Origin of the sequence: Amycolatopsis silviterrae (genome assembly GCF_042684085.1) — a bacterium.
GTDB lineage: Bacteria > Actinomycetota > Actinomycetes > Mycobacteriales > Pseudonocardiaceae > Amycolatopsis > Amycolatopsis silviterrae.
In genome coordinates this window covers 157,981-184,910 of record NZ_JBHUKS010000026.1, presented here as the reverse complement: position 1 = coordinate 184,910, position 26,930 = coordinate 157,981, and the positions used below count along the sequence as shown (strand labels likewise).

Sequence of the window (26,930 nt, the reverse complement as noted above, 5' to 3'; positions counted from 1 at the left end):
AGCACTCCGGCCGCGTGCACGATCGCGGTCAGCGGGCGTTCGGCGGGGATCCGCGCGAGCAGCCGTTCCAGGTCGGCGCGGTCGCCGACGTCGCAGACGACCACCTCGGCGTCCACGTCGACCGGCGGGTGGTCCTCGCGGCGCGCGGTCAGCACCAGGTGCCGCACGCCGTATTCGGCCGCCAGATGCCGGGCGATCAGCCGGCCGAGCGTGCCGGTGCCCCCGGTGATCAGCACCGTGCCCTCCGGATCGAGCGGCGGCGGCACGGTCAGCACCACCTTGCCGACGTGCCGGGCCTGCGCCATGAACCGGAACGCCTCCCGCGCCTGGCGGACGTCCCACAGCCTGGCGGGCAACGGAACCAGCTGTCCCGTCCCGAACAGCTCCAGCACGTCGGCGAGCATCCGGCTGATCCGCCCAGGTCCGGCTTCGGCCAGGTCGAACGCGCGGTAGGCGACTCCGGCTGGTTCACGGAGGTCGGTCTTGCCCAGCTCCAGGAACCGGCCGCCCGGCCGCAGCAGCCGGAGCGAGGCGTCGACGAATTCGTTCGCCAGCGAGTTGAGCACGACGTCGACCTGCGGGAACTTGGCGGCGAAGCCGAGGTCCCGGGACGAGGCAATATGGTCGTCGGGCAGTCCCAGCGCGCGCAGCGTGTCCCACTTGCCCGGGCTCGCCGTCGCGTACACCTCCGCTCCCAGGTGCCGGGCGATCTGCACGGCGGCCATGCCCACCCCGCCGGCCGCGGCGTGTATCAGCACCGACTGTCCTGTTTGGACATCGGCGAGGTCGGTGAGCGCGTACCAGGCGGTCAGGAACGCGACCGGGACCGCCGCGGCCTCGGCCCAGGACCAGCCTTCCGGGAGCGGGGCCAGCATCCGGTGGTCGGTGACCGCCACCGGGCCGAACGCGCCGGAGAACAGGCCCAGCACGGCGTCGCCCGGCACCAGGCCCGTGACGTCCGCGCCGGTCTCGACGACCACTCCCGAGGCTTCGGCTCCGATCGCGCGGTCGCCCTCGGCCACCAGGCCCAGCGCGACCATCACGTCCCGGAAGTTCATCCCGGCCGCCCGGACCGCGACCCGCACCTCACCGGCGGCCAGCGGTCGCTCCGCCTCCGGCGCGCTGGCGAACGACAGGTCTCGCAGGGCGCCGTTGCCGCTGTGCAGCCGCCAGGAGCCAGCAGGCGGCGGCTCGTCGGCGACCCGTTCCAGCCGGGGCGCCAGCAGTTCGCCGCCGCGGACCGCCAGCTGCGTCTCGCCGGCGCCGAAAGCCGCGGCGACCGCGCGCTCCGGCAGGTCTCCGTCCAGATCCAGCAGGCCGAACCGCTCCGGATGTTCCGCCTGCGCGGACCGCACCAGCCCCCAGACCGGGGCACGAACCTGGTCGGGCACGTCCTCGCCCGGCCGCGCCGCCACTGCCGACCTCGTGACGAACACCAGCCGCGCGCGGGTCTCCCGGGCCAGCCAGGACTGCATCAGGCCGAGCGCGTCCGCGGCACCGCCGAAGTCCTCGGTGAAGACGACCTCGGCCGCCGGACCGGCAGCCCGCACCGGCGCCCAGTCCAGCCGGTAGAGCGAGTCCGGTCGCACGCCCGTGGGCGGCCGGAACGACAGCGACTCCACCGACGCCACCGGCGAACCCGTGGCGTCGGCCAGTTCCATCGAGAACGCGTCGGTTCCCGCCGGAGCCAGCCGTACGCGGAGCGTCGATGAACCGTTGGCGTGCAACGACATCCCGGACCACTCGAACGGCAGCAGCGTGTCCTTGGCCGCGATTCCCAGTACGTGCAGTGCGGCGTCGAAGGCGGCCGGGTGCAGGCCGTAGCGGCCCGCGTCGCGGATCTCGGCGGGCAGCGACACCTCGGCGAACAGCTCGTCGCCGCGCTGCCAGGCCGCGCGCAGTCCGCGGAACGCTTCTCCGTAGGCCAGGCCTGCCTCGGCCAGGCGCTCGTAGAGCCCGTCCAGGTCCAGCTCGACCGCGTCGGCGGGCGGCCAGTCGGTCAGCTCGAAGGATCGCGGCGGCTCGGACGTCACGGCTCCGGTGGCGTGCCGGGTCCAGGAATCGGTGTCCGTCCGTCTGGAGTGGACGGACACCGGCCGGGCCCCGGACGGATCCGGCGCGCCTACGGTGACCTGCACTTGGACACTGTCCGCAGTGGACAGGGCGAGCGGCGCGGTCAGGGTCAGCCGGTCGACCGTGCCGCAGCCGACCTGGTCGCCTGCGTGCCTGGCCAGCTCGGCGAAGCCCGTGCCGGGGAACAGCACCGTGCCGGACACCGCATGGTCGGCCAGCCAGGGCTGGGTCCCCGGCGACAGCAATCCGGTGCAGACGACGCTGTCGGACTCCGCCAGGGTCACGGTCGCGCCGAGCAAGGGGTGGTCCGCGGCGTCCAGGCCGGCCGACCGCACGTCGGCCGAGGAGGTGCCGTCCGGCCAGTACCGTTCGCGCTCGAAGGGGTATGTCGGAAGGTCGACGAGGCTGGCTCCGGCCGGGAACTCCCAGCCGACGTCGACCCCGTGGACGTGGGCCTCGGCCAGCGAGGTCAGGAACCGCTTGAGCCCGCCGTCGCCGCGGCGAAGCGAACCGATCGCGACGGCTCCGATATCGGCGATGCTCATCGTGAGCACCGGATGCGGGCTGGACTCGACGAACACGGTGTGCCCGTCGGCCATCGCCGCTCGGACAGCGCCTTCGAAGTTCACCGGCTCGCGGACGTTGCGGAACCAGTACCGGGCGTCCAGGGCCGCCGGGTCGGACAGGGACGCGGTGACCGCGGAGTAGAACGGCACCTCGGCGGCCTGCGGGGTCACCTCGGCCAATGCGGTCAGCAGCCGGTCGCGGATCCCGTCCACCTGCGCCGAATGGGACGCGATCGCACTGGGCACCATCCGGGTGCGCACCCCGGCCGTCGCGCATTCGCCGGCGAACTCGGCCAGCGCGGCCAGGTCGCCGGACACCGTCGACGACGCGGGCCCGTTCATCCCGGCCACCGACAGCCGGCCGTCCCACCGGGCCAGCCGGTGCGTGACCTGCTCCGAGGAAAGGGCGACTGCGAGCACGGATCCCTTGCCCGCCAGAGTTTCCGCGAACAACCGGCTGCGCGTCACGACGACCCGGGCGGCGTCGGCGAGGGACAACGCACCGGCCACGCAGGCGGCCGCGACCTCGCCTTGCGAGTGGCCGATCACCGCCGCCGGCCGTACCCCACAGGATTGCCACAGCTGCGCCAGCGACACCATCACCGCGAACAACGCGGGCTGCACGACCTCGACCCGCTCCAGCGCCGATTCGTCCCGCAACGCGGCCAGGACGTCAATGTCCGAAATGGACCTGATGGCCGCCGCACACTCCCGCATCCGCTCGGCGAACACGGGCGAGGACTCCAGCAATTCCGTCGCCATCCCGGTCCACTGCGAGCCTTGGCCCGGGAACACGAAGACCGCCCCGGTCGACGCCGGCGCGTCCCCGGTCACCGCGCCGAGGTGCGCGAGCAGTTCCTCGCTGGTCTCGCCGATCGCCACCGACCGGTGCCGCATCGCCGACCGGCCGGTCGCCAGGCTGAAGCCGACGTCGGCGGGACTGAGCCCGGGGTGCGCCAGCACGTGCGACCGCAGCTGGTCCAGCCGAGCCGCCAGCGCCCGCGCGCTGCGGGCCGACACCACCCACGGCACCAGCGCCGGAGCGACCGGAGCGGGCGGGTCTTCGACGGGGGCCTGTTCCACCACGAGGTGCGCGTTGGTGCCGCTGATCCCGAACGACGACACTCCGGCCCGGCGCGGCCTTCCGGTGTCCGGCCAGTCCTGGGGCTCGCGCAGCAACCGCAGCTCCGCCATTTCTGGCAGCGGGGTGTCGGCGTGCAGGGTCTTCGGCAGCACCCCCGCACGCAGCGCCTGCACCATCTTGATCAACCCGGCCACACCTGCGGCCGCCTGGGCGTGCCCGATGTTGGATTTGACCGAGCCCACCCGGATCGGCCCGTACGCCGCCGACAGCGCCTGCGCCTCGATCAGGTCGCCGAGCCGGGTGCCCGTTCCGTGTGCCTCCACAACGTCCACTTCGGACGGTCGCAGGCCCGCGTTCGCCAATGCCCGGCCGATCACCCGTTGCTGCGCGGGCCCGCTCGGCGCGGTCAGGCCGTTGGAGGCCCCGTCCTGGTTGACCGCACTCCCCCGGAGCACCGCCAGCACCCGGTGGCCGTTGCGGCGGGCGTCGGAGAGCCGTTCGAGCAGCACCAGGCCGAGCCCGTCGGCCACCCCGAACCCGTCGGCGTCCGCCGAGAACGCCTTGCACCGGCCGTCCGCGGACAGCGCCTGCTGCTTGCCGAACTCGAGGAAGATGTCCGGGGTCGCCGAGACGGTCACCCCTCCCGCCACGGCCAGCGAGCACTCACCCTGGCGGAGTGCTTGTGCCGCAAGGTGGATCGCCACCAGGGACGACGAGCACGCGGTGTCCACGGTGATCGCCGGGCCTTCGAACCCGTACGTGTAAGCCAGCCGTCCCGAGGCGACGCTGCTCATCGTGCCAGTAGACAGGTAGCCTTCGACGCTTTCGCGGGCGCTGCCCATGCTTTCGGCGTAGCCGTTGTTGATCGCGCCGACGTAGACGCCGACCGGCGCGCCGCGCAGCGACGCGGGATCCAGCCCGGCCCGTTCGAAGAGCGTCCACGATCCTTCGAGCAGCATCCGCTGCTGCGGGTCCATCGCGAGCGCCTCGCGCGGCGAGATCCCGAAGAAGCCCGCGTCGAACTCGGCGGCGTCGTACCGGAACCCGCCCCCGCTGGGGCCAAGGGCGCCGAGGTCCCAGCCGCGGTCGGCCGGGAACCCCGCGACGGCGTCCCGGCCGGAGGCGACCAGCTCCCACAGGTCCTCGGGCGAGTCCGCCCCGCCGGGCAGCCGGCAGTCCATCGACACGATGGCGATCGGCTCGTCGGCGGCCGCTGCCCGGACGGCGGGCGCCGTCTCGGTCTGTCCGCCTCGCAGTTCCTGCTGCAGCAACGCGGCCAGCGCCGCCGGGGTCGGCTGGTCGAACACCAGCGTGGACGGCAGCCGCAGACCGGTGGCGGCGGCCAGCCGGTTGCGCAGCTCGACCGAGGTGAGCGAGTCGAAACCCAGGTCCCGGAAGGCTTTGCCGCGGTCGATCTCCGCCGCCGAGCCGAACCCGAGCACCATCGCCGCGTGCTCGCACACCAGGTCCAGCAGCGCGGGCTCCGAGCTGTCCACAGTGGACATTGAGGCTTCCGCGGCGGCGCGGCGAGGCTGGCTCCGCACCAGACGCCGCAGCAACGGCGACTCCGAACGCAACGCGGCCTCGTCGAACCGGACCGGGACCAGCGCCGCCTCTTCCGTGCCGAGCGCGGCGTCGAACAGGGCCAGCCCTTCCTCCTCGGACAGGGCCGCGATGCCCGATCCGGCGATGCGCGCGCGATCTCGTTCGTCCAGCTGGCCGGTCATGCCGCCGGACTGCCCCCAGTACCCCCAAGCCAGGGACACGCCCGGCAGGCCGTTGGCCCGGCGGTGCTGGGCGAGGGCGTCCAGGAAGGCGTTGCCCGCCGCGTAGTTGGCCTGGCCCGGACCGCCGAGGACCCCGGCCGCCGAGGAGAACAGCACGAACGCCGAGAGGTCCGAGGTCAGCTCGTGCAGGTGCCAGGCGGCGTCGAGCTTGGGCCGCAGCACCTCGTCGAGCTGTCCCGGCGTCAAAGCGGAAACGGTGGCGTCGTCGAGAACTCCGGCGGCGTGCACCACCGCCGTCAACCGGTGCGGGATCGCGGCCAGCATCCGCGCGACGGCCGCGCGGTCGGCCAGATCGCAGGCGACCGCGGTGACTTCGGCGCCGAGCGCGGTCAGTTCCGCGCACAGCTCGGGGGCTTCGCCGCGGCGGCTGGCCAGCACCAGGTGCCGGAAGCCGTGCTTGGTCACCAGGTGCCGGGCGACCAGGCTGCCCAGCGCCCCGGTGCCGCCGGTGATCAGCACCGCACCGTCGCGGTCGAGCGGTTCCGGGACGGTCAGCACGACCTTGCCGACGTGCTTCGCCTGCGCGAGAAACCGGAACGCCTGCCCGGCCCGCCCGAGCGGCCAGGCGGTCACGGGCAGGTGGCTGAGCACACTCCGGTCGAACAGGCCGACGATCTCGCCGAGCATTTCGCCGAGCCGGTCGGTGCCCGCTTCGAACAGGTCGAAGGCGCGGTAGAGGAGGCCGGGATGCTTGGCCTCGGCACGGATGTCGGTCTTGCCCATATCGAGGAACCGGCCGCCGGGCTTGAGCATCCGCAGCGACGCGTCCACGAACTCGCGGGCCAGCGAGTTGAGCACGACGTCGAATTCGCCGCCGAACTTCTCCTCGAAGCCCAGCTCCCGCGACGACGCGAAGTGCTCGTCGTCCAAAGTGGACGCTGCCTGCTTGCCAGGACCGGCGGTGCCGAACACCTCGGCGCCGAAATGCCGGGCCAGTTGCACCGCCGCCATCCCGACCCCGCCCGCCGCCGCGTGCACGAGCACCCGCTCCCCGGCCCGGAGCCCGGCGAGGTCGTGCAGTCCGTAGTAGGCGGTCAGGAACACCAGCGGCACCGCGGCGGCCTGTTCGTCCGTCCAGCCGGCCGGAACCGGGGCCAGCAGCCGCTGATCGGTCACGGCGAGCGGGCCGAAAGCGCCCGCGAACAGGCCGAATACCCGATCGCCCGGCTGGAACCGGGTCACGGCCGGACCGGCTTCGCGGACCACCCCGGCCCCTTCGCAGCCGATCGCCGCCTTGCCCGGGTACATGCCGAGGGTGACCAGCACGTCGCGGAAGTTCACGCCCGCGGCACGCATCTCGACGCGCACCTCGCCGGGGCCGAGCGGCCGCTCCGCCTCCGGCGCCGGGACCCACGCGAGGCCGTCCAGCGTGCCCGGCGCGGAGACGTCGAGCCGCCTGCTGCCGGTGGCGAACCGGGTGAGCCTCGGCGCGTAACCGATCCCGGCGCGGATCGCCAGCTGCGGTTCGCCGGAGCCGAGGAGTTCCGGCAGCAGCCGCTCCGACTCCGGGTCGTCGTCGACGTCCACCAGCAGGAACCGGTCCGGGTGCTCGGTCTGCGCGGACCTCAGCAGGCCCCACACCGGAGCGTTCACCAGGTCCGTGATGTCCTGGCCGCCGACGGCCACCGCACCCTCGGTGACGAACGCGAGCCGTTCCGGCCGCTCTTCGGCGAGCCACTGCTGCACCCGCTCCAGCGCGCGGCGGGCCGCCTGTCCTCCTCCCTCGGGAAGGTCGGTTCCGGTCTCGCAGCGGGTCAGAACCACGTCCGTGGCGGGCGATCCGGCCCGCACCGGAACCCACTCGACTCGGTACATGCTGTCGTGCTTCGTGGCCGGGGTGGCCGGTCGCAGGGTCAGCGAGCCGATCGAGGCCACCGGAAGCCCGGTGCTGTCGGCGATCTCAAGGGCGACCGCACTGGGTCCGGCCGTGGTGATCCGGACACGGATCGCCGAAGCGCCGGTGGCGTACAGCTCGACGTCGTGCCAGGCGAACGGCAGCTGCGCGAGGCCCGAGTCGCCGAGCGGACCCAGCCCGATCGCGTGCAGAGCAGCGTCGAGCACCGCCGGGAGACGGGCGTCCGGCACCGCGACTTCGGCGAACACTTCGTCGCCGCGCCGCCAAGCCGCCCGCAAACCCCGGAACGCGGGCCCGTAGCGAAATCCAGCGTCGGCGAGTCGTTCGTAGTGGCCGTCGACGTCGAGAGCGACGGCCTCCGATGGCGGCCAGTCGGTGAGCCGGAAATTCTCGGACACGCCATCGGACAGCACGCCGCTGGCGTTGTGCATCCAGTCGGAGCCGTTGCGGGAGTAGAGGTTCAGCGCTCGCCGATCGTCCACCCGCACCTGCAGCTCGACCTCGCCGGCGGCGGGCAGGACGACCGGGGCGTGCAGGGTGAGTTCGCCGACCCGGCCGCAGCCCGCCCGGTCCCCGGCCTGCATCGCCAGCTCCAGCAACGCGGTGCCGGGCAGGAGCACCGATCCCAGCACGACGTGGTCGGCCAGCCAGGGATGCGACCGCAGCGACACCTTCTTCGTCAGCAGCAGACCGTCGGCCCCGGCCAGCTCGACCGAAGCGACGTCGTCGGCTTCCTCGGGCGCGTCGAGCCAGTACCGGGTGCGCTGGAACGCATACGTGGGCAGCTCCACCTTGCGCGCCCCGGTGTCCGCGAAGTACTTCGTCCAGTCGACCGGGACACCCCGCGAGTGCAGCCGGGCCACCGCGGCGACGACCGAATGCGGCTCCGGACTGTCCCGGCGCAAGACCGGCACCAGAGCCGCGTCCGTCTCACCCACGCAGTCCTGGCCCATCGCCGACAGCACCCCGTCCGGCCCCAGCTCCGCGAACGACCGGACACCCAGGTCCAGCAGTGCCCGCATCCCGTCGGCGAACCGGACGGGTTCACGGACCTGGCGCACCCAGTACTCCGGGTCCGTGACCTCACCGGACACCATCCGGATCCCGGGCTGCCGGAAGGAAAGGCCCTCGACGACCCGGCGGAACTCCGCCAGCATCGGCTCCATCCGCGCCGAGTGGAACGCGTGGCTCACCCGCAGCCGCTTCGAGTCCTCGAACCGCGCGGCCAGCGCCAGCACAGCGTCCTCGTCCCCGGAGAGCACCACCGACGACGGACCGTTGACCGCCGCGATTTCGACACCCTCGCCCAGCAGCGGCCGGATCGCCTCCTCGGTGGCCCGCACCGCCGCCATCGCCCCGCCCGCGGGGAGTTCCTGCATCAGCCTGCCCCGCGCGGACACCAGCGCACAAGCGTCCACAAGGGACAGCACGCCCGCCGCGTGCGCCGCCGCGATCTCGCCGACCGAATGGCCCAGCATCGCGTCCGGGCGCAGTCCCCACGACTCCAGCAACCGGAACAGCCCGACCTCGAGCGCGAACAGCGCGGGCTGCGCGAACCCGGTCTGCTCCAGCGACCCGGCGTCGGTCCGGAGGTCGAGATGAGCACCGATCTCGTCCCAGGCGCGGGCGAAGACCGGGAACGTCGCGGCCAGCTCACGTCCCATGCCCGCCCGGTGGGATCCCTGGCCGGAGAACAGGAACGCGACTCCGGCCTCGGTCGTTGCCTCGCCCTGGACGCGGTCGAGGGCGGAGATCAAGGCGTCCCGGTCGCCGGCGACCACGAAGGCCCGCTCGCCTAGCATCGCCCGGCCCGCCAGCGTGTGCGCGACGTCCAGCACGTCGGCGTCGGTACCGGCCAGGTGCGCCGAAAGCCGCTCGGCCTGGGCACGCAACGCCGCCGCGCTGTGTGCGGACAGCAAGCACGGCACCGGCCCGGCGAACCGGACCCGGCCGCCGGTTTCTTCCAGAGGAGGAGCGTGTTCCAGGATCGCGTGCGCGTTGGTGCCGCTGGCGCCGAACGACGAGACCGCGGCCCGCCGGACCGGATCCGGCCACGGGCGCGGTTCGGTCAGCAGCTCGACCGCGCCCGCCGACCAGTCGATCTGCGCCGACGGCCGGTCCACGTGCAAGGTTTTCGGCAGCGTGGCGTGCCGCATGGCCATGACCATCTTGATCACGCCCGCCACCCCGGCGGCCGCCTGGGTGTGCCCGAGGTTGGACTTGACCGAACCCAGCCACAGCGGCTCGGCCCGGTCCTGCCCGTAGGTCGCCAGCAGGGCGTGCGCCTCGATGGGATCGCCGAGGGTGGTGCCGGTTCCGTGCGCCTCGACCACCTGGACGTCGGCGGGCGTGAGCCGCGCGTCGGCGAGGGCCTGGCGGATCACGCGTTGCTGCGCCGGTCCGCTCGGCGCGGTCAGCCTGCTGCTCGCGCCGTCCTGGTTCACCGCGCTCCCCCGCACCAGCGCGAGCACCGGATGGCCGTTGCGCCGGGCGTCCGACAGCCGTTCGACCACCAGCACCCCGGCGCCCTCGGCGAATCCGGCACCGTCCGCCGCGGCCGCGAACGCCTTGCACCGGCCGTCCGGCGAAAGCCCGCCCTGCCGGCTGAAGTCGATGAAAGTGCCCGGCGCGGCCATCACCGCCACGCCGCCGGCCAGTGCCAGCGCGCATTCCCGGCGGCGCAGGGACTGGCTCGCCAGGTGCAGGGCGACCAAGGACGACGAGCACGCGGTGTCCACGGTGACCGCCGGGCCTTCGAGGCCGAAGGTGTAGGACACCCGGCCGGACACGACGCTGGGCGAACTGCCGATGCTGAGCTGTCCCTCGAACCCGTCCGGGATCCGGTGCAGGCGGCCGGCGTAGTCCTGGTACATCACCCCGGTGAAGACGCCGGTTTCGCTGCCCCGCAAGGAAAGCGGGTCGAGGCCGGCGTTCTCGAACGCTTCCCAGGCCGTCTCCAGCATCAGCCGCTGCTGCGGGTCCATCGCCAGCGCCTCGCGCGGGGGCACGCCGAACAGGCCGGGATCGAACATCGCCGCGTCGTGCAGGAAGCCGCCGTGGCGCGTGTAGCTCGTGCCGGTGCGGCCGGGATCCGGGTCGTAGAGGGCGTCGAGGTCCCAGCCGCGGTCGGCGGGGAACTCCGAAACGGCGTCCACGCCCCCGTCGACCAGCTGCCACAGCTCCGCCGGGCTCGCCACCCCGCCGGGCAGGCGGCAGCCCATGCCGACGATCGCGATCGGCTCGGCCGTCTCCGCCCGTGCCTCGCGCAGCTGGTTCCGGGTCTGCTGCAGGTCGGCGATGGTCCGCTTGAGGTAGTCGCGCAGCTTCTGTTCGTTGTCCATCTAGAGAATCCCCAGATCGTCGTCGACCAGCTCGAACAGTTCATCGTCGGTGGCGGAGTCGAGGCTCGCCGCGTCCGCGCCGCCGCCGAGGTCCGCCAGCAGCTCCCGCAAACGGCCCGCCACCGCGAGGCGGGTGTCGTCGTCGGACGAGTCCCGCACCCGCGCCGCCAGCCGGTCCAGCTCGTCGACCGGCGACCACGGGCCGCCCAGCAGTTCGCCGTGCAGGAGCCGGGCCAGCGCGACCGGCGTCGGGTGGTCGAACAGCACCGTGGTGGGCAGCCGCACGCCGGTCGCCGCCGCCAGCCGGTTGCGCAGCTCCAGGGCGGTCAGCGAATCGAAACCCGCGTCGAGGAACCCCCGGCCGGTCTCGACCAGGTCCGGCGAGGGATGGCCGAGCACCGCCGCCGCGTGTCCCCGCACGAGATCCAGCATCGCGCGGTGCTGACCGGCCTCCGGCAGCGTCGCCAGGCGCTGGGCGAGCCCGGCCTCGGCCTGGACCGGCGGCTTGGCGGCGACCAGTCCGCGCAGCAGACTGGGCACTTCCCCCGCTACGTCCAACCGGACCGGGACCAGCACCGGCTCGTCCATCGCGCAGGCGGCGTCGAACAGCGCGAGCCCGTCCGCCGAGGACAGCGGGCGCACGCCCCACTGGGACATTCGCGCCAGGTCGGTTTCGCCCAGCCGGCCGGTCAGCCCGCTGCGCGGTTCCCACATTCCCCACGCCAGGGACACCGCGGGCAGTCCGCTGGCCCGGCGGTGCCGCGCCAGCGCGTCCAGGAACCCGTTCGCCGCCGCGTAGTTGCCCTGTCCCGGCGTGCCGAACACCCCGGCCGCCGAGGAGAACAGCACGAACTGCGAGAGGTCCTTCGTCAGCTCGTGCAGGTGCCACGCCGCGTCGGCCTTCGGTGCCAGGACAGTGTCCATCCGTTGCGGCGTAAGGGAACCGATCACCCCGTCGGCCACGACACCGGCGGCGTGCACCACCCCCCGCAACGGGAACTCGGCCGGTATCCCGGCGAGAACGCGAGCAAGGGCGTCCCGGTCGGACACGTCGCAGGCGGCCGCCGTCACCAGCGCACCGGCGGCTTCGAGGTCCGCCACGAGTTCGGGCGCGTGCCCCTGCCTGCTGACCAGGACCAGGCTGCGGATCCCGTGCTCCGCGACGAGATGCCGGGCCACCAGCCCGCCCAGCACCCCGGTGCCGCCGGTGATCAGCACCGTGCCCGCCGGGTCCCAGGCCGCGGTCGCTCCTTCTCCGGTCACCCGGGTCAGGCGGGGCACGCGGACACTCCCGTCCCGGACTTCGCATTCCGTCTCCCCAGTGGCCAGCGCCGCCAGCACAGCGTGCACCGGGAGGCCGCCGTCGCGCAGGTCGACGAGGGCGAACCGGTCCGGGTGCTCCGAACAGGCCGACCGCACCAGGCCCTGTACCGCCGCGCGGGCGAGTTCCGCGCCCTCGGTCACGATCGCGAGCCGCGAAGCCCCGAACCGGCCGTCGGCCAGCCACTCCTGCAGGACCGCCAGCATCCCGGCGGTCGCTTCCCGCACGATTTCCCCGGTGTACCGGGCTTTCAGGAAGACAGTCGCGGGGATGTCCCGGAGCTCGGCCAGGTCCGTGACGACCGTGTGCGACCCCTCCGGCGCTCCTTGCGGGGCCGTTCTCCACTCGACCCGGAACAGCCGGTCGGCGGGGGCGCGCAACGCCAGCGCGTCCACCTGCGCGACCTCGTTGCCGTGGTCGTCGGCGAGCCGCACCGAGACGACGTCGTTGTCGCGCAACGAGATCCTTGCCCGGAGCGCGGCGGCTCCCGGCGCGGTGAGCGAGACCCCGCTCCACGAGAACGGCAGAGCGGGCTTGGTCCGGTCGGCGCCGAGGACGTGCAACGCCGCGTCGAGCAGCGCGGGGTGCAGCCGGAACCGGCGTGCTTCCGGGCGGAGCTGCTCGGGAAGCGCCACTTCAGCGTAGAGTTCGGTGCCCGCCCGGAACGCCTCGCGCAGACCGCCGAAGGCAGGCCCGTAGCGGTAGCCGAGGTCGGCGAGCTTGTCGTAAAGGGCTTGCGCCTCAAGGGGTTCCGCGTCCGCGGGCGGCCACGGCACCGGTTCGCTCGGAGCGTAGCTCTCGGCGGTGAGGACGCCGGACGCGTGCCGGGTCCACGGCGCGTCGTCCGCCGTCCGGGAGTGCATCCGCACCGCCCGGTGCCCGGACGCGTCCGGGGCGTCCACGGTGAGCTGGACCGTGACGGAGCCCGGCAGCTCCAACGGGGACTCGAGCGCCAGGTCAGCCACTCTCGGAGCACCCACCTGGTCGCCTGCCCACAGCGCGAGATCGAGGAAAGCCGTGCCGGGCAGCAACACCGTGTTCCCGACGGCGTGTTCGGCGAGCCAGGGCATCCGGTCCGGGGCGAGCGTGCCGGTGAACACCGTCGCGGCCGAGTCCGCGAGGACGGTCGCCGCGGTGATGAACGGGTGGTCGTGCAGGGTCGCGTCTGTGTCGTCGGCGTTCAGCCAGTAGCGCTGCCGCTGGAAGGGGTAGGTGGCCAGGTCTGTGTGACGGCCGCCTTCGAGGAGGGGCATCCAGTCGACCTCGACACCCTGCACATACGCCTCGGCCAGCGAGGTCAAGAATCGCTCAAGCCCGCCGTCGCCGCGGCGCAGCGAGCCGATGGCGGTGCCCTCGATGTGCATGGTCAGCACCGGGTGCGGGCTCATCTCCAGGAACACCGCATCGCCGAGCGACTCGACGGCCCGTTCGAACTGCACGGTCTGACGGAGATTCCGATACCAGTACTCCGCGTCGAACGTCGCCGTGCCGGACACGGTGGAACAGAACGGGATCTCAGGCACGGTCGGCGTGATTCCCTCCAGCGCGGTGAGAAGCTCGTCCCGCACTGACTCCACCTGCGCCGAGTGTGATGCATAATCCACCGCGATCCGCTTGCCGGGAACGATCCGCAGAAGCTCGTCAACCGCTTCCGGGTCTCCGGACACCACAACAGAAGCCGGGCCATTCACAACCGCCACCGACAACCGGTCGTCCAGAACGTGACCTGCGGGAAGAGTGACCGACGCCATCGCACCCCGACCCGAAAGCCGCTCCGCGATGAGACGGCTCCGCGCCACCACAACCCGAGCACCGTCCTCAAGCGACAGTGCTCCCGCGACACAGGCAGCGGCGATCTCACCCTGCGAATGACCCACCACCGCATCCGGCTCAACACCAAAAGACCGCCACAGTCCGGCGAGTGAAACCATCACCGCCCACAGGGCAGGCTGAACAACCTCGACCCGATCGCTGTCGAGCGCGTCCCGCAGGTCAACCCACGGCTCCAGTGCCGCACCACACCGATCCATCCACCCCGCGAAAACCGGCGACGTATCCCACAGTTCCGCCGCCATCCCTGCCCACTGCGAACCCTGCCCCGGAAAGACGAACACCGTCTTCCCCGAAGGCCGGGCAACACCCTCTACCGTCCGTTCCCCCAGCACCACCGCGCGATGGTCAAAAGCGGCACGACTACGCACCAGCGAGTAACCGACATCCAGCGCAGACCCCGAGCACCCGGCCAGCCGCCGGATCTGTTCCCGCAACGCATCCGCGGACCGGGCCGACACCACCCACGGCACCAGACCACCGGACCGCTCAGCGACCTCGGCCACCGGCCCCTGCTCAAGAATCACGTGCGCATTGGTGCCGCCGACCCCGAAGGCCGACACCCCCGCCCGGCGCGGCCGGTCGGCCTCAGGCCACCCCGTCGACTCGCGCGCCAACGACACCGCACCGGCCGTCCAGTCCACAAAGGACGAAGGCTGGTCGATGTGCAAGCTCGCCGGCACCACCCCGTGCCGCATCGCCAGCACCATCTTCATCACTCCGGCCACCCCCGCAGCGGCCTGGGTGTGCCCGAGGTTGGACTTCACCGACCCCAGCACCACAGGTTCGGCCCGATCCTGGCCATACGTCGCCAGCACCGCCTGCGCCTCGATCGGATCACCCAGCCGGGTCCCAGTCCCGTGTCCCTCCACGACATCGACGTCGGCAGGCGAAAGACCCGCAGTGGCCAGGCTCTGCCGGATCACGCGCTGCTGCGCCGACCCGCTCGGAGCGGTCAGCCCGTTCGACGCGCCGTCCTGGTTGACCGCGCTGCCCCGGATCACCGCCAGCACGGGGTGCCCGTTGCGGCGGGCCTCGGACAGCGGCTCGACGAGCAGCATGCCCGCGCCTTCGCTCCAGCCGGTGCCCTCGGCGGCGTCGGCGAACGGTTTGCAGCGGCCGTCCGCGGCGATCCCGCCCAGCCTGGCGAACTCCGCGAACGCGCCGGGACTCGACATCACCGTGACGCCGCCGGCCAGCGCCATCGAGCACTCGCCCTGCCGCAGCGACTGGCAGGCGTTGTGCAACGCCACCAGCGCCGAGGAGCAGCCGGTGTCGATGGTGACCGCCTGGCCCTCCAGCCCGAAGGTGTAGGCGATCCGGCCGGAGAGGACGCTCCCGGTGCTGCCGGTGGCCAGGTACCCCGCGAAGTCCGCCGGCGCCTGGTGCATCCGCGGGCCGTAGTCCTGGGCCAGCGCGCCGACGAACACCCCGGTCCGGCTGCCGCGCACCGACGCCGGATCGATGCCCGCCCGCTCGAAGGCCTCCCACGAGCACTCCAGCATCAGCCGCTGCTGCGGGTCCATCGCGGTCGCCTCGCGCGGGGAGATCCCGAAGAAGCCCGCGTCGAATTCGGCGGCGCCGTAGAGGAACCCGCCGCTGCCGGAGACGGTCCAGCCGCGGTCGGACGGGAAGCCGGAGATCGCGTCGGTCCCCTCGGAGACCAGCCGCCACAGATCCTCGGGCGACTCGACTCCGCCGGGGAACCGGCAGCTCATCGCCACGATCGCGATCGGCTCGCCGACCGGCGCGGCGGCCGTCGCCGGTTCCGGCCCGGTCCCGGTCAGGTGGGCGGCGAGCGCGGCGCAGTTCGGGTGGTCGAAGACGACCGTCGGCGGCAGGCTCAGCCCGGTCGCGTGGTTCAGCCGGTTGCGCAGTTCGACGGCCGTGACCGAGTCGAACCCCAGCTCCCGGAACGCACGCCGGACGTCGACCGCGTCGCCGGAATCCATCCCCAGCACGGCGGCCACCTGCGCGCGAACCAGCGGGAGGGCGTCGCCGACGACCGGGCGAGGAGATTCGGGCTCCTCGAAGACCTCGGCCAGCAAGGGACGCTGGCGGGCGGCCGAGTAGGCGGGCCCGAAGACCGGCCAGTCGATGTCGGCGACGACCTGGCACGGTTCGGCCAGCTCCTGGAGCGCGCGCACCGCCAGCTGCGGGTCCATTTCGGACAGTCCGAGCCGCCGGAACTGCTCGCCAACACCGCCGCGCGCCATTCCGTCGCCCGCCCAGGTGCCCCAGGCGATCGAGGTGGCGTTGCCGCCCGCGGCCCGGCGCTGCTGAGCGAGCGCGTCCAAGTAGGCGTTCGCGGCCGCGTAGGCGCCCTGCCCGCCGCCGCCCCACACGCCCGCGCCGGACGAGAACAGCACGAAGGCGTCCAGGTTGTCGTGGTCCAGCAGGGCGTCGAGATTCGCCGCGCCGTCGACCTTCGCCCGCATCACCTCGGCCGCGTCGCCGATCTCGGTCACGGGCGTGCTGTGCTGGGCGGCTCCGGCGGCGTGCACCACAGCCGTCAGATCCGGCAGCGACGCGAGCAGTTCCCGGACCGCGTCCCGGTCGGCCACGTCGCAGGCGGCGAAGGCGACCTGCTCGCCCAGTTCGGCCGCGAGCGCGCCCGCGCCGGGGGCATCGGGACCCCGGCGTCCGGCCAAGACCACCCGCTCGGCGCCGTTCTGGAGCACCCACCGGGCCACGTGCGCGCCGAGCCCGCCGGTTCCCCCGGTGACCAGCACGGTTCCCCGGGGCCGCCAGACGCGCCCCGGCTGGGCACGCGGTGCGCGCACGAGACGCCGCGCGTAGGTCCCGCCGGCCCGCACCGCCACCTGGTCCTCGTCGCCGGAGAGCACCGCGGCCAGCCTGCCGAGCACCCGGTCGTCCACGTCCTCGGGCAGATCGGCCAGGCCGCCCCAGCGCCGGGGGTGCTCAAGCCCGACAGTCAGCCCGAGACCCCAGCGCTGCGCCTGTTCCGGCTGGCGGACGACGTCTCCGGGCGCCGCCGCGACGGCCCCGGACGTCACCAGCCAGAGCGGCGCGTCGACCTTCTCGTCCTCCAGCACCCGGACCAGCGTCAGGGTGTCGTCCACTCCGAGCATCGACAGCACACCGGCCGGTTCGCCCGCCTCCAGCCGTTCGGAAAGCTCGCTCAGCGCGACGGTCTCCACGTCCGGCCCCAGGTCGGCACCGTCCTCGGACACTACGGCGAGCCAGCGTCCGGGGAAGGCGTGCCGCGCTTCGGGCACCTGCCGCCAGACGATCCGGTACCGCCAGTCGTCCACTGTGGACGATTCGGTTCGGTGCCAGTAACGCCGGTGCTGGAAGGCGTAGGTGGGCAGGTCTGTCTGACGGCCGCCTTCGAGCAAGGGCATCCAATCGACGTCCACGCCCCGCACGTACGCCTCGGCCAGCGAGGTCAGGAACCGCTCAAGCCCGCCGTCGCCCCGGCGCAACGAGCCGGTGCCCTCGATGTGCATCGTCAGGACCGGATGCGGGCTCATCTCCAGGAACACCGCATCGCCCAGCGACTGCACAGCACGCTCGAACTGCACCGTCTGGCGCAGGTTCTGGTACCAGTACTCCGCGTCGAAAGCCGCCGTGTCGAATACCGTGGAACAGAAGGGGATCTCGGGAGTCTTCGGAGTGATTCCCCGCAGCGCGGCGAGAAGCTCGTCCCGCACCGGCTCCACCTGCGCCGAATGCGACGCATAATCCACCGCGATCCGCTTGCCCGGAACAGTCCGCAGAAGCTCGTCAACGGCGTCCGGATCCCCGGACACCACAACGGAATCCGAGCTGTTCACTACCGCCACCGACAACCGGTCGTCCAGCACGTAACCGTCCGGGAGCGAGACCGACGCCATCGCACCCCGACCCGAAAGCCGCTCCGCGATCAGACGGCTCCGCTCCACCACCACCCGCGCGCCATCTTCTAGGGACAGCGCACCCGCAACGCAGGCTGCCGCGATCTCACCCTGCGAATGACCCACCACCGCATCCGGCTCAACACCGAATGACCGCCACAGCCCCGCCAGCGACACCATCACCGCCCACAAGGCAGGCTGAACAACCTCGACCCGATCACTGCCGAGCGCATCCCTGAGGTCAACCCACGGCGTCAGCGCGGCGGCGCACCGATCCATCCACCCGGCGAAAACCGGCGACGTATCCCACAGTTCCGCCGCCATCCCGACCCACTGCGAACCCTGACCCGGAAAGACAAAAACCGTCTTGGCCACCGGCCCCGCGACGCCCTCGACGGTCCGCTCCCCCAGCACCACCGCGCGATGATCAAAGGCAGCACGACCACGCACCAACGAATAGCCGACATCGAGCGCGCTCCCCGAGCATCCGGCCAACCGCCGAACCTGCTCCCGCAAAGCGACATCCGACCGAGCCGACACCACCCACGGCACCAGACCGCCGTCCGGCCGGTCGCCCTCCTCGGGAGCCGGGCCTTGCTCGACGATCACATGCGCGTTCGTCCCGCTGATCCCGAAAGACGACACCCCAGCCCGGCGCGGCCGCCCCGCCTCGGGCCACGCGACCGGCTCCCGGGCCAGCGTCACCGCGCCCGCTTCCCAGTCCACGACCGGCGAAGGCTCGTCCACGTGCAAGGTGGCCGGGACGATTCCGTGCCGCATCGCCAGCACCATCTTCATCAGGCCGGCCATCCCGGAGGCGGCCTGGGCGTGGCCGATGTTCGACTTCACCGAACCCAGCAACATCGGCCGATCACGGTCCTGGCCGTACGTCGCCAGCACCGCCTGCGCCTCGATCGGGTCGCCGAGCCGGGTCCCGGTGCCGTGTCCCTCGACCACGTCCACGTCGGACGGACGGAGCCCGGCGTTCGCCAGCGCCCGCCGGATCACCCGCTGCTGGCTCGGCCCGTGCGGCGCGGTCAGCCCGTTGGACGCGCCGTCCTGATTGACCGCGCTCCCCCGGAGCACCGCCAGCACCCGGTGACCGCGGCGGCGCGCGTCGGAAAGCCGTTCCACCACCACGACCCCGACGCCCTCGGCCCACCCGGTGCCGTCGGCGGCCCCGGAGAACGACTTGCACCGGCCGTCCGCCGCCAGCCCGCCCTGCCGGGCGAACTCCTCGAACAGCACCGGCGACGCCATCGCGGTCACCCCGCCGGCCAGCGCCGCCGTGCTCTCGCCGCGCCGGACCGACTCGGCCGCCAGATGCAACGCGACCAGCGACGACGAGCACGCCGTGTCGACCGAGACCGCCGGTCCCTCGGCCCCCAGCACGTACGCGACCCGGCCGGACACCACGCTCCCGGCGCCGCCGGTCAAGCCGTAGTCGCCGTCGGTCCGGTAGTCGCCCCGCATCGCGCCGACGAAGACGCCGAGATCGCTGCCTCGCACCGACGACGGATCGATCCCGGCCCGTTCCAGCGCCTCCCAGGAGCATTCCAGGACCAGCCGCTGCTGCGGGTCCATCGCCTGTGCTTCCCGCGGCGAGATCCCGAAAAACTCCGCGTCGAAGCCCGCCACGTCGTCGAGGAAGCCGCCGAAGCCGGTCCCCCAGCCCCGATCCGCCGGGAACGGGGACACCGCGTCCCGGCCCTCGGCCACCAAATCCCACAGGTCCTCCGGTGAACCCACCCCGCCCGGAAAACGGCACGCCATCCCCACCAGGACGACCGGGTCCTCGTCGGACGCCCGGCGCACGGCGGGCTTCTCGTCCGGCGCCCGGGCCAGCAGCCGGTCGGCGACCGCCTCCGGCGTCGGGCAGTCGAAGACCAGCGTGCCGGGCAGCGAGATGCCGCTGTCCGCCGCGATCCGGTTCCGCAGCTCGACCCCGGTCAGCGAGTCGAATCCCAGTTCCCGGAACGGACGTCCGTGCGCCAGCGCCGCCGGCGACGGGTGTCCCAGCACGGCGGCCGCGTGGGTGCGGACCAGGTCGAGGGCGGCCTGGTACCGCTCGTCCTCGGGGAGGTCCGCGAGCGCCCGGCCGCGGTCCGCCGACGCGGGTCCGGCCAGTTCGCGCAGCACGGCCGAGTCCGTGCGCAAGGCGCGCGGATCGATCCTGGTGGCGACCACCGCGGCGCGACCGGCGCCCAGTGCGGCGTCGAACAGCTCCAGCGCCCGCGCGGTGGGCAGCGGCGCCATTCCGTCGCGCGCCAGCCGCTGGCGCTCGATCTCGCCTACCCCGCTGGTCATGCCGCTCCGCTGGTCCCACAGGCCCCAGGCCATCGACACCGCGGGCAGGCCGCGGGCGCGCCGATGGGCCGCGAGTGCGTCCAGGAACGCGTTCGCCGCCGCGTAGTTGCCCTGTCCCGCCGTGCCGACCACCCCCGCCATCGACGAGAACAGCACGAACTGGGAGACGTCTTTCGCCAGGTCGTGCAGATACCAGGCGGCGTCCGCCTTCGGAGCCAGCACCGCGTCGAGCCGCTCCGGTGTCATCGACTCGATCAGGCCGTCGTCGAGCGCGCCGGCTGCGTGGACGACGGCGTCGACCGGATGGTCCGCGAGCAATCGGCGCACCTGGTCGCGATCGGAGACGTCGCAGGCGACTTCCTCGACCGCCGCTCCCAGTTCCGCCAGCTCGGCGCCCAGCCCGGCCGTCGCGGTACGGCTCGCCAGCACCAGCCGCCGGACGCCGTGCGCGGTCACGAGATGCCGGGCGAGCAAGCCGCCCAGCGTTCCGCTCGCACCGGTCACCAGCACGGTCCCGTCCAGCTCGGGACCCGGCTCGGCGATCAGCTTCCGCAGCCTCGGCACCAGGACCGCGCCGTCGCGGACAGCCTGCTGCGGTTCGTCCAGCCGCACCGCGTCCGGCACGGCGGCGGACTCGTCCAGGTCGAGGAGGACGAACCGGCCGGGGTGCTCGGCCTGCGCCGAGCGGACCAGCCCCCACACCGGGGCGTGGGCCAGGTTCGGGTCGGCGCCCGTCGCGTTCCGGGTCACCAGGACCAGCCGTTCGTCCGGCGAGTGCTCGTTCGCCAGCCAGTCCCGGATCGCGCCGAGGACCCGCGTCAGCACCTCGCGAACCGCTGGCCCCAGCTCTTCGTCCGGCTGCGGGCACACGAAAACCTCGGCTGTCGCCGGTTTCCCGGCGGACGGCGCGGGCTTCCAGTCCACTTCGTACAGAGTGCGACGGGCCTGGCCCATCGGGCGGAGCGTCAAGGAGTCGACGGCGGCCACCGGCTTGCCGCCGGTGTCGGTCAAGACGACGGCGAAGGCGTCTTCCCCCGCCGGTGTCACCCGAACTCGCAGGGTGGTCGCATCCGTTGCCGCGCAACGCACTCCGCCCCATGCGAACGGCACCCGCAAGCCGTCGCCGTCGAGCAGCAGCGGGTGGAGCGCCGCATCGAGCAACGCCGGATGCAAGGCGAACCCGCCCGGCTCGGGCCGCAGGTCGACCTCGGCGAACCGCTCTTCACCGCGCTGCCAGGCCGAACGCAGTCCCCGGAACGCGGCTCCGTACTCGAAGCCGGTCTCGGCCAGCACGTCGTACCGGATCTCCAGCGGGACCGCGTCTTCCGGCGGCCACACCGGCTGGGCGAACCCTCGCGGCGGCTCGGTCACGGCCAGCGACCCGCTCGCGTGCCTGCGCCACTCCGCGTCGCCGGCCGGCCGCGCGTGCACGCTCACCGACCGGCAGCCGGAGTCCTCGACCGCGCCCACCAGCACCTGTACGTCCACGACGTCTTCTGTGGACAGTTCGAGCGGCGCCTCGACGGTCAGCTCCCGAACGGTCGCCGCGCCCAGCCCGGCGCCCGCGTGGCCCGCCAGTTCGAGGAAACCGGTGCCGGGGAACAAGACGGTTCCCGCCACGACGTGGTCGGCGAGCCAGGGTTGCGCGCGCAGCGAGATCCGGCCGGTGGACAAGGATCCGGCTCCGTCGGCCAGCTCGACCGCGGTCGTCAGGAGCGGGTGTGCCGAGCCGGTCGCCGGCCTGGCGTCGAGCCGGTACTGGCGATGCTGGAAGGGATAGGCCGGCAACTCGACCAGCTGTCCACCCGCTACCAAGGGCGTCCAGTCGACGTCGACGCCCCGCACGTACGCCTCGGCCAACGAGGTCAGAAAACGCTCAAGCCCGCCGTCCCCGCGGCACAGCGAGCCGATCGCGGTGCCCTCGATGTGCATCGTCAGCACCGGATGCGGGCTCATCTCCAGGAACACACCGTCGCCCAGCGACTGCACGGCCTGCTCGAACTGCACCGTCCGACGGAGATTCTCATACCAGTACTCGGCGTCGAAGGCCGCAGTGCCGGACACGGTGGAGCAGAACGGAATCGTCGGTCGACCCGGGGTAAGTCCCTGCAGCGCGGCGAGAAGCTCATCCCTCACGGACTCCACCTGCGCCGAATGCGACGCATAATCCACCGCGATCCGCTTGCCCGGAACGGTCCGGAGAAGCTCGTCGATGGCTGCCGGATCGCCCGACACCACAACGGAAGCCGGGCCATTCACCACCGCCACCGACAACCGGTCGTCCAGGACGTAGCCTTCGGGAAGCGTCACCGACGCCATCGCACCCCGGCCCGAAAGCCGCTCCGCGATGAGACGGCTCCGCGCCGCCACAACCTTCGCGCCGTCCTCAAGCGACAACGCCCCCGCCACACAAGCCGCAGCGATCTCACCCTGCGAATGGCCCACCACCGCGTCGGGTTCGACGCCAAACGACCGCCACAACCCGGCCAGGGAAACCATCACCGCCCACAACGCAGGCTGAACCACCTCGACCCGCTCACTGCCGAGCGCATCCCTGAGGTCAACCCACGGCGTCAGCGCGGCGGCACAGCGATCCATCCACTCGGCAAAAACCGGGGACGCATCCCACAGTTCCGCCGCCATGCCCACCCATTGCGAACCCTGCCCCGGGAAAACAAAAACCGTCTTGGCCACCGGCCCGGCAACGCCTTCGACCACCCGCTCCCCGAGCAGCACCGCGCGATGGTCGAAAACAGCACGACCACGCACCAGCGAATAACCGACATCGAGCGCCGGCCCCAGGCACCCGGCCAGCCGCCGAATCTGCTCCCGCAACGCATCCGCGGACCGAGCCGACACCACCCACGGCACCAGGCCACCGTCCGGCCGGTCAGCGACCTCAGCGACCGGCCCTTGCTCGAGGATCACATGCGCGTTGGTCCCGCTGACCCCGAAAGAAGACACCGCCGCCCGCCGCACCCGTCCCGCCTCGGGCCACGGCACCTGCTCCCCCGCCAACTCGACCGCGCCCGACTCCCAGTCCACAAAGGACGACGGCCGGTCGATGTGCAAACTCGCCGGGACCACACCGTGCCGCATCGCCAGAATCATCTTGACCACACCGGCCACGCCCGCGGCCGCCTGCGCGTGTCCGATATTCGACTTCACCGACCCCAGCAACACCGGCCGGTCGCGGTCCTGGCCGTAGGTCGCCAGCACCGCCTGCGCCTCGATCGGATCGCCCAGCCGGGTCCCGGTCCCGTGCGCCTCCACGACATCCACCTCGGCAGGCGACAGACCAGCGTTCGCCAGCGCCTGCCGGATCACCCGCCGCTGCGCACGACCGCTCGGCGCGCTCAGCCCGTTCGAGGCGCCGTCCTGATTGACCGCACTCCCCCGGATCACCGCCAGCACCCGATGGCCGCGGCGGCGGGCCTCGGAAAGCCGCTCCACCACCACCAAACCCACGCCCTCGGCCCACCCGGTGCCGTCGGCGGCGTCCGCGAACGACTTGCACCGCCCGTCGCCCGCCAAGCCGCCGTTGCGCGCGAATTCCTCGAACAGCTCCGGCGACGACATCACGGTCACGCCGCCGGCCAGCGCCGTCGAACACTCGCCGTCGCGCACGGACCGCGCCGCGAGATGCAACGCCACCAGCGAGGACGAGCAAGCAGTGTCCACCGACAGCGCCGGGCCTTCGGCCCCGAGCACGTACGCGACCCGCCCGGACACGACACTCGCGGCGCGCCCGGTGAGCCCCGCGCCTTCCCCGCCCATCACCCCGACGAAGACGCCGAGATCGCTGCCCCGCACCGACGACGGATCGATCCCGGCCCGCTCCAGCGCCTCCCAGGAACACTCCAGAACCAGGCGTTGCTGCGGATCCATCCCCAGCGCCTCGCGCGGCGAAATCCCGAAGAAGTCCGCGTCGAACCCCGCCACGTCGTCGACGAAACCGCCGGACCCCTCGCCCCAGCCCCGATCCGCCGGGAACGGGGACACCGCGTCCCGGCCCTCGGCCACCAAGTCCCACAGGTCCTCCGGCGAACCCACGCCGCCCGGAAAGCGACAGGCCATCCCCACCACCACGACCGGATCGTCCTCCGCCGCCGACCGGACCGCGGGCGCGTTCTCGCCGCAGCCGCCGGCCAGGTGGGCCGCCAGGTCGGCACAGGTGGGATGGTCGAACAGGACCGTGGCGGGCAAGTCGTTTCCGGAGTCCGCGGCGAGCCGGTTGCGCAACTCGACCGCGAGGTGCGAATCGATTCCCAGCTCCCGGAAGGTCGCGTCCACCGCGACGGCATCCGGCGCCGGATGTCCCAGCACCGCGGCAGTGTGCGCCCGCACGAGACCCAGCGTGTCCCGAGGCGCCTCGTGCGCCTCGGGCTCGGACGCGGCTTCGCCGAGCCAGTACCGCTGGCGCTGGAACGGGTAGGTGGGCAGCCGGACCCGGCCCCCGTCGAACGCCCGGCCCCAGTCCGGGGCCTGCCCGCGCACGTGGAGCTGGGCGGCCGAGGCCAGGATCTCCTCCAGCCCGCCCGAGTCCCGGCGCAGCGAACCGACCGCCAGCGCGCCTTCGGCGACCTGCTGCACCGGTGCGGTGAGCACGGGGTGCGGGCTGGACTCGACGAAGATGTCGCAACCGAGCGCCGTCAACGACCGGGTCGCCTGCTCGAATTCGACCCGCTGCACCAGGTTCCGGTACCAGTACGACGCGTCCAGCTCCGAACCGGCCAGCACGCCGCCGGTCACCGCCGAAACGAACGCGACGTCCGTGTCCGCCGGCCGGATGCCGGCCAGTGCGTCGAGGAGCGGCTCGCGAAGCGGTTCCATCAGCGGCGAATGCGACGCATACCGGACGTCGACCCGCCGGATCCGGATGCCCTCGCGCGCACAAGCCGCCGCGAACTCCTCCACCGCCGCCACGTCGCCCGTCACCACCGTCGAGTCCGGCCCGTTCACCGCGGCGATCCAGAGGCGATCGGTCATCCTGCGCGCCGCTTCCCGCTCCGGCAGCGCCACCGCCGCCATCGCCCCCTCTCCGGAGAGGTCACGAACGGCCCGGCTGCGCAAAGCCACGACCTTCGCCGCGTCCTCGAGCGACAAGGCCCCCGCCACACAAGCCGCCGCGACCTCGCCCTGCGAATGGCCCGCCACGGCATCGGGCTCGATGCCGAGGGAACGCCACAGTGCGGCCAGCGAAACCATCACGGCGAACAGAGCAGGCTGGACGACCTCGACGTCCCGCATTTCGCCGCGAACCACGTCGAGAAGCGAGAAGTCCACGTGCGGTGCCAGCGCGTCGGCGCATTCGCGCATCCGCCCGGCGAAAACCGGCGACGAGTCCAGCAACTCCGCGGCCATCCCGGCCCACTGCGTGCCCTGCCCCGGGAAGACGAACGCCACCTTGCCCGTGCGCCGCGCGACTCCCGTCGTCAGCCCCGGAAACGGAACACCCTCGGCAAGAGCGGCCAACCCGGGGAGCACCCGGTCCCGGTCCGGCGCGATCAGCACCGCGCGATGGTCAAAGACCGACCGCGTCGTGGCCGATGACCGCGCCGCAGCCGCCAGGTCCAGCTGCGGATGCGCCTCAAGGTGCTCCCGCAGCCGCAACGCCTGATCCCGCAACGCCTGACCGGTCTTGGCCGAAAGCACCCACGGCGCCACCCGCGACCCGCACGGCGGCGCGGCCCCGGTCCATTTCTCCAGCACTACGTGACAGTTGGTGCCGCCCATGCCGAACGAACTCACCCCGGCCACCCCGGCCCCCGGCCAGGCGCTCGCACGGTCCTGGACGCGGATCTTCAACGCCTCCAGCGGAATCTCCGGATTCGGCTCGCGAAAGTGCAGGCTCGCCGGCAGCTCTCCGCGCTCAAGTCCGAGCACGGTCTTGAGCAGACCGGCCACGCCCGCCGCGCCTTCCAGATGCCCGATGTTGGTCTTGACCGACCCCACCAGCAACGGCTGCTCGCGCCCCGCGCCGAATACCGCGCCAAGAGCCGCCGCCTCCACCGGATCGCCGATTCTGGTGCCGCTGCCGTGCAACTCCACGTAACGCACCCCGGCCGGGTCGACGCCCGCCCGTTCACAAGCCAGCCGAAGACATTCCTCCTGCGCACCCTGCTCCGGCGCGGTCAGGCTCGCACCTCCGCCGTCGTTGGTCACCGCACTGCCCCGGATCACACAGCGGATCAGGTCCCCGTCGGCCACCGCGTCGGCCAGCCGCTTGAGCACGACCAGCCCGCCGCCCTCGCCGCGCACGTAACCGTTGGCCCGCGCATCGAACACCTGACACCGGCCGTCCGGCGAAAGCCCGCCGAACCGCACCGCCGTCAGCGCGCTGTCCGCGCTCAGGTTGAGCGTGACGCCGCCCGCGAGAGCCACCGCACACTCGCCCGCCAGCAGACTCGCGCAGGCCGTGTGCACTGCGACCAGCGACGACGCCTGCGCCGCGTCGATCACGAAGCTGGGACCGCGCAGCCCCAACGCGTACGAGACCCGGTTGGCGATCATCCCGCGCTGCAGACCGGTCATGGAATGCGCGCTGATGGCGTGCGCACGCCGCAAATCCGCGTAGTCCTCCCGGATCGCGCCGACGAAGACACCGGCGTCCCCGCCCGGCAGCAGGCCCGCGTCCTCGAACGCCTCCCAGCCCAGCTCCAGCATCAGCCGCTGCTGCGGGTCCATCGCCGCGGCCTCGCGCGGAGAGATCCCGAAAAACGCCGGATCGAAGTCCCCGACCCGGTCCACGAACCCGCCCCGCCCCGTCCCCGGGTCCACCCGGCCGTCGGGCACCGGGGTCACCGCGTCGGCGCCCGCCCGCAGCAGCCGCCAGAACGCGTCCGGATCGGAAGCCCCCGGGAACCGGCAGGACATCCCGACCACCGCGACGCCCTCGGAAATCCCCAT

At 72.7% G+C, this 26,930-nt stretch carries 2 protein-coding genes (1 of these 2 running past the window's edge); both read right to left on the bottom strand.

Features of this window, described 5'->3' with window-relative positions:
- Positions 1-10,706, bottom strand: partial view of an SDR family NAD(P)-dependent oxidoreductase gene (locus tag ACFSVL_RS32225; protein WP_378309495.1) — the 5' portion only. 1,600 nt of this gene lie to the left of the window's left edge; only the first 10,706 of its 12,306 coding nucleotides appear in the window; its start codon is at positions 10,704-10,706; the stop codon falls past the left edge of the window.
- Entirely contained in the window at positions 10,707-26,930 is a 16,224-nt protein-coding gene (locus ACFSVL_RS32220) for an SDR family NAD(P)-dependent oxidoreductase (RefSeq protein ID WP_378309493.1), read from the bottom strand.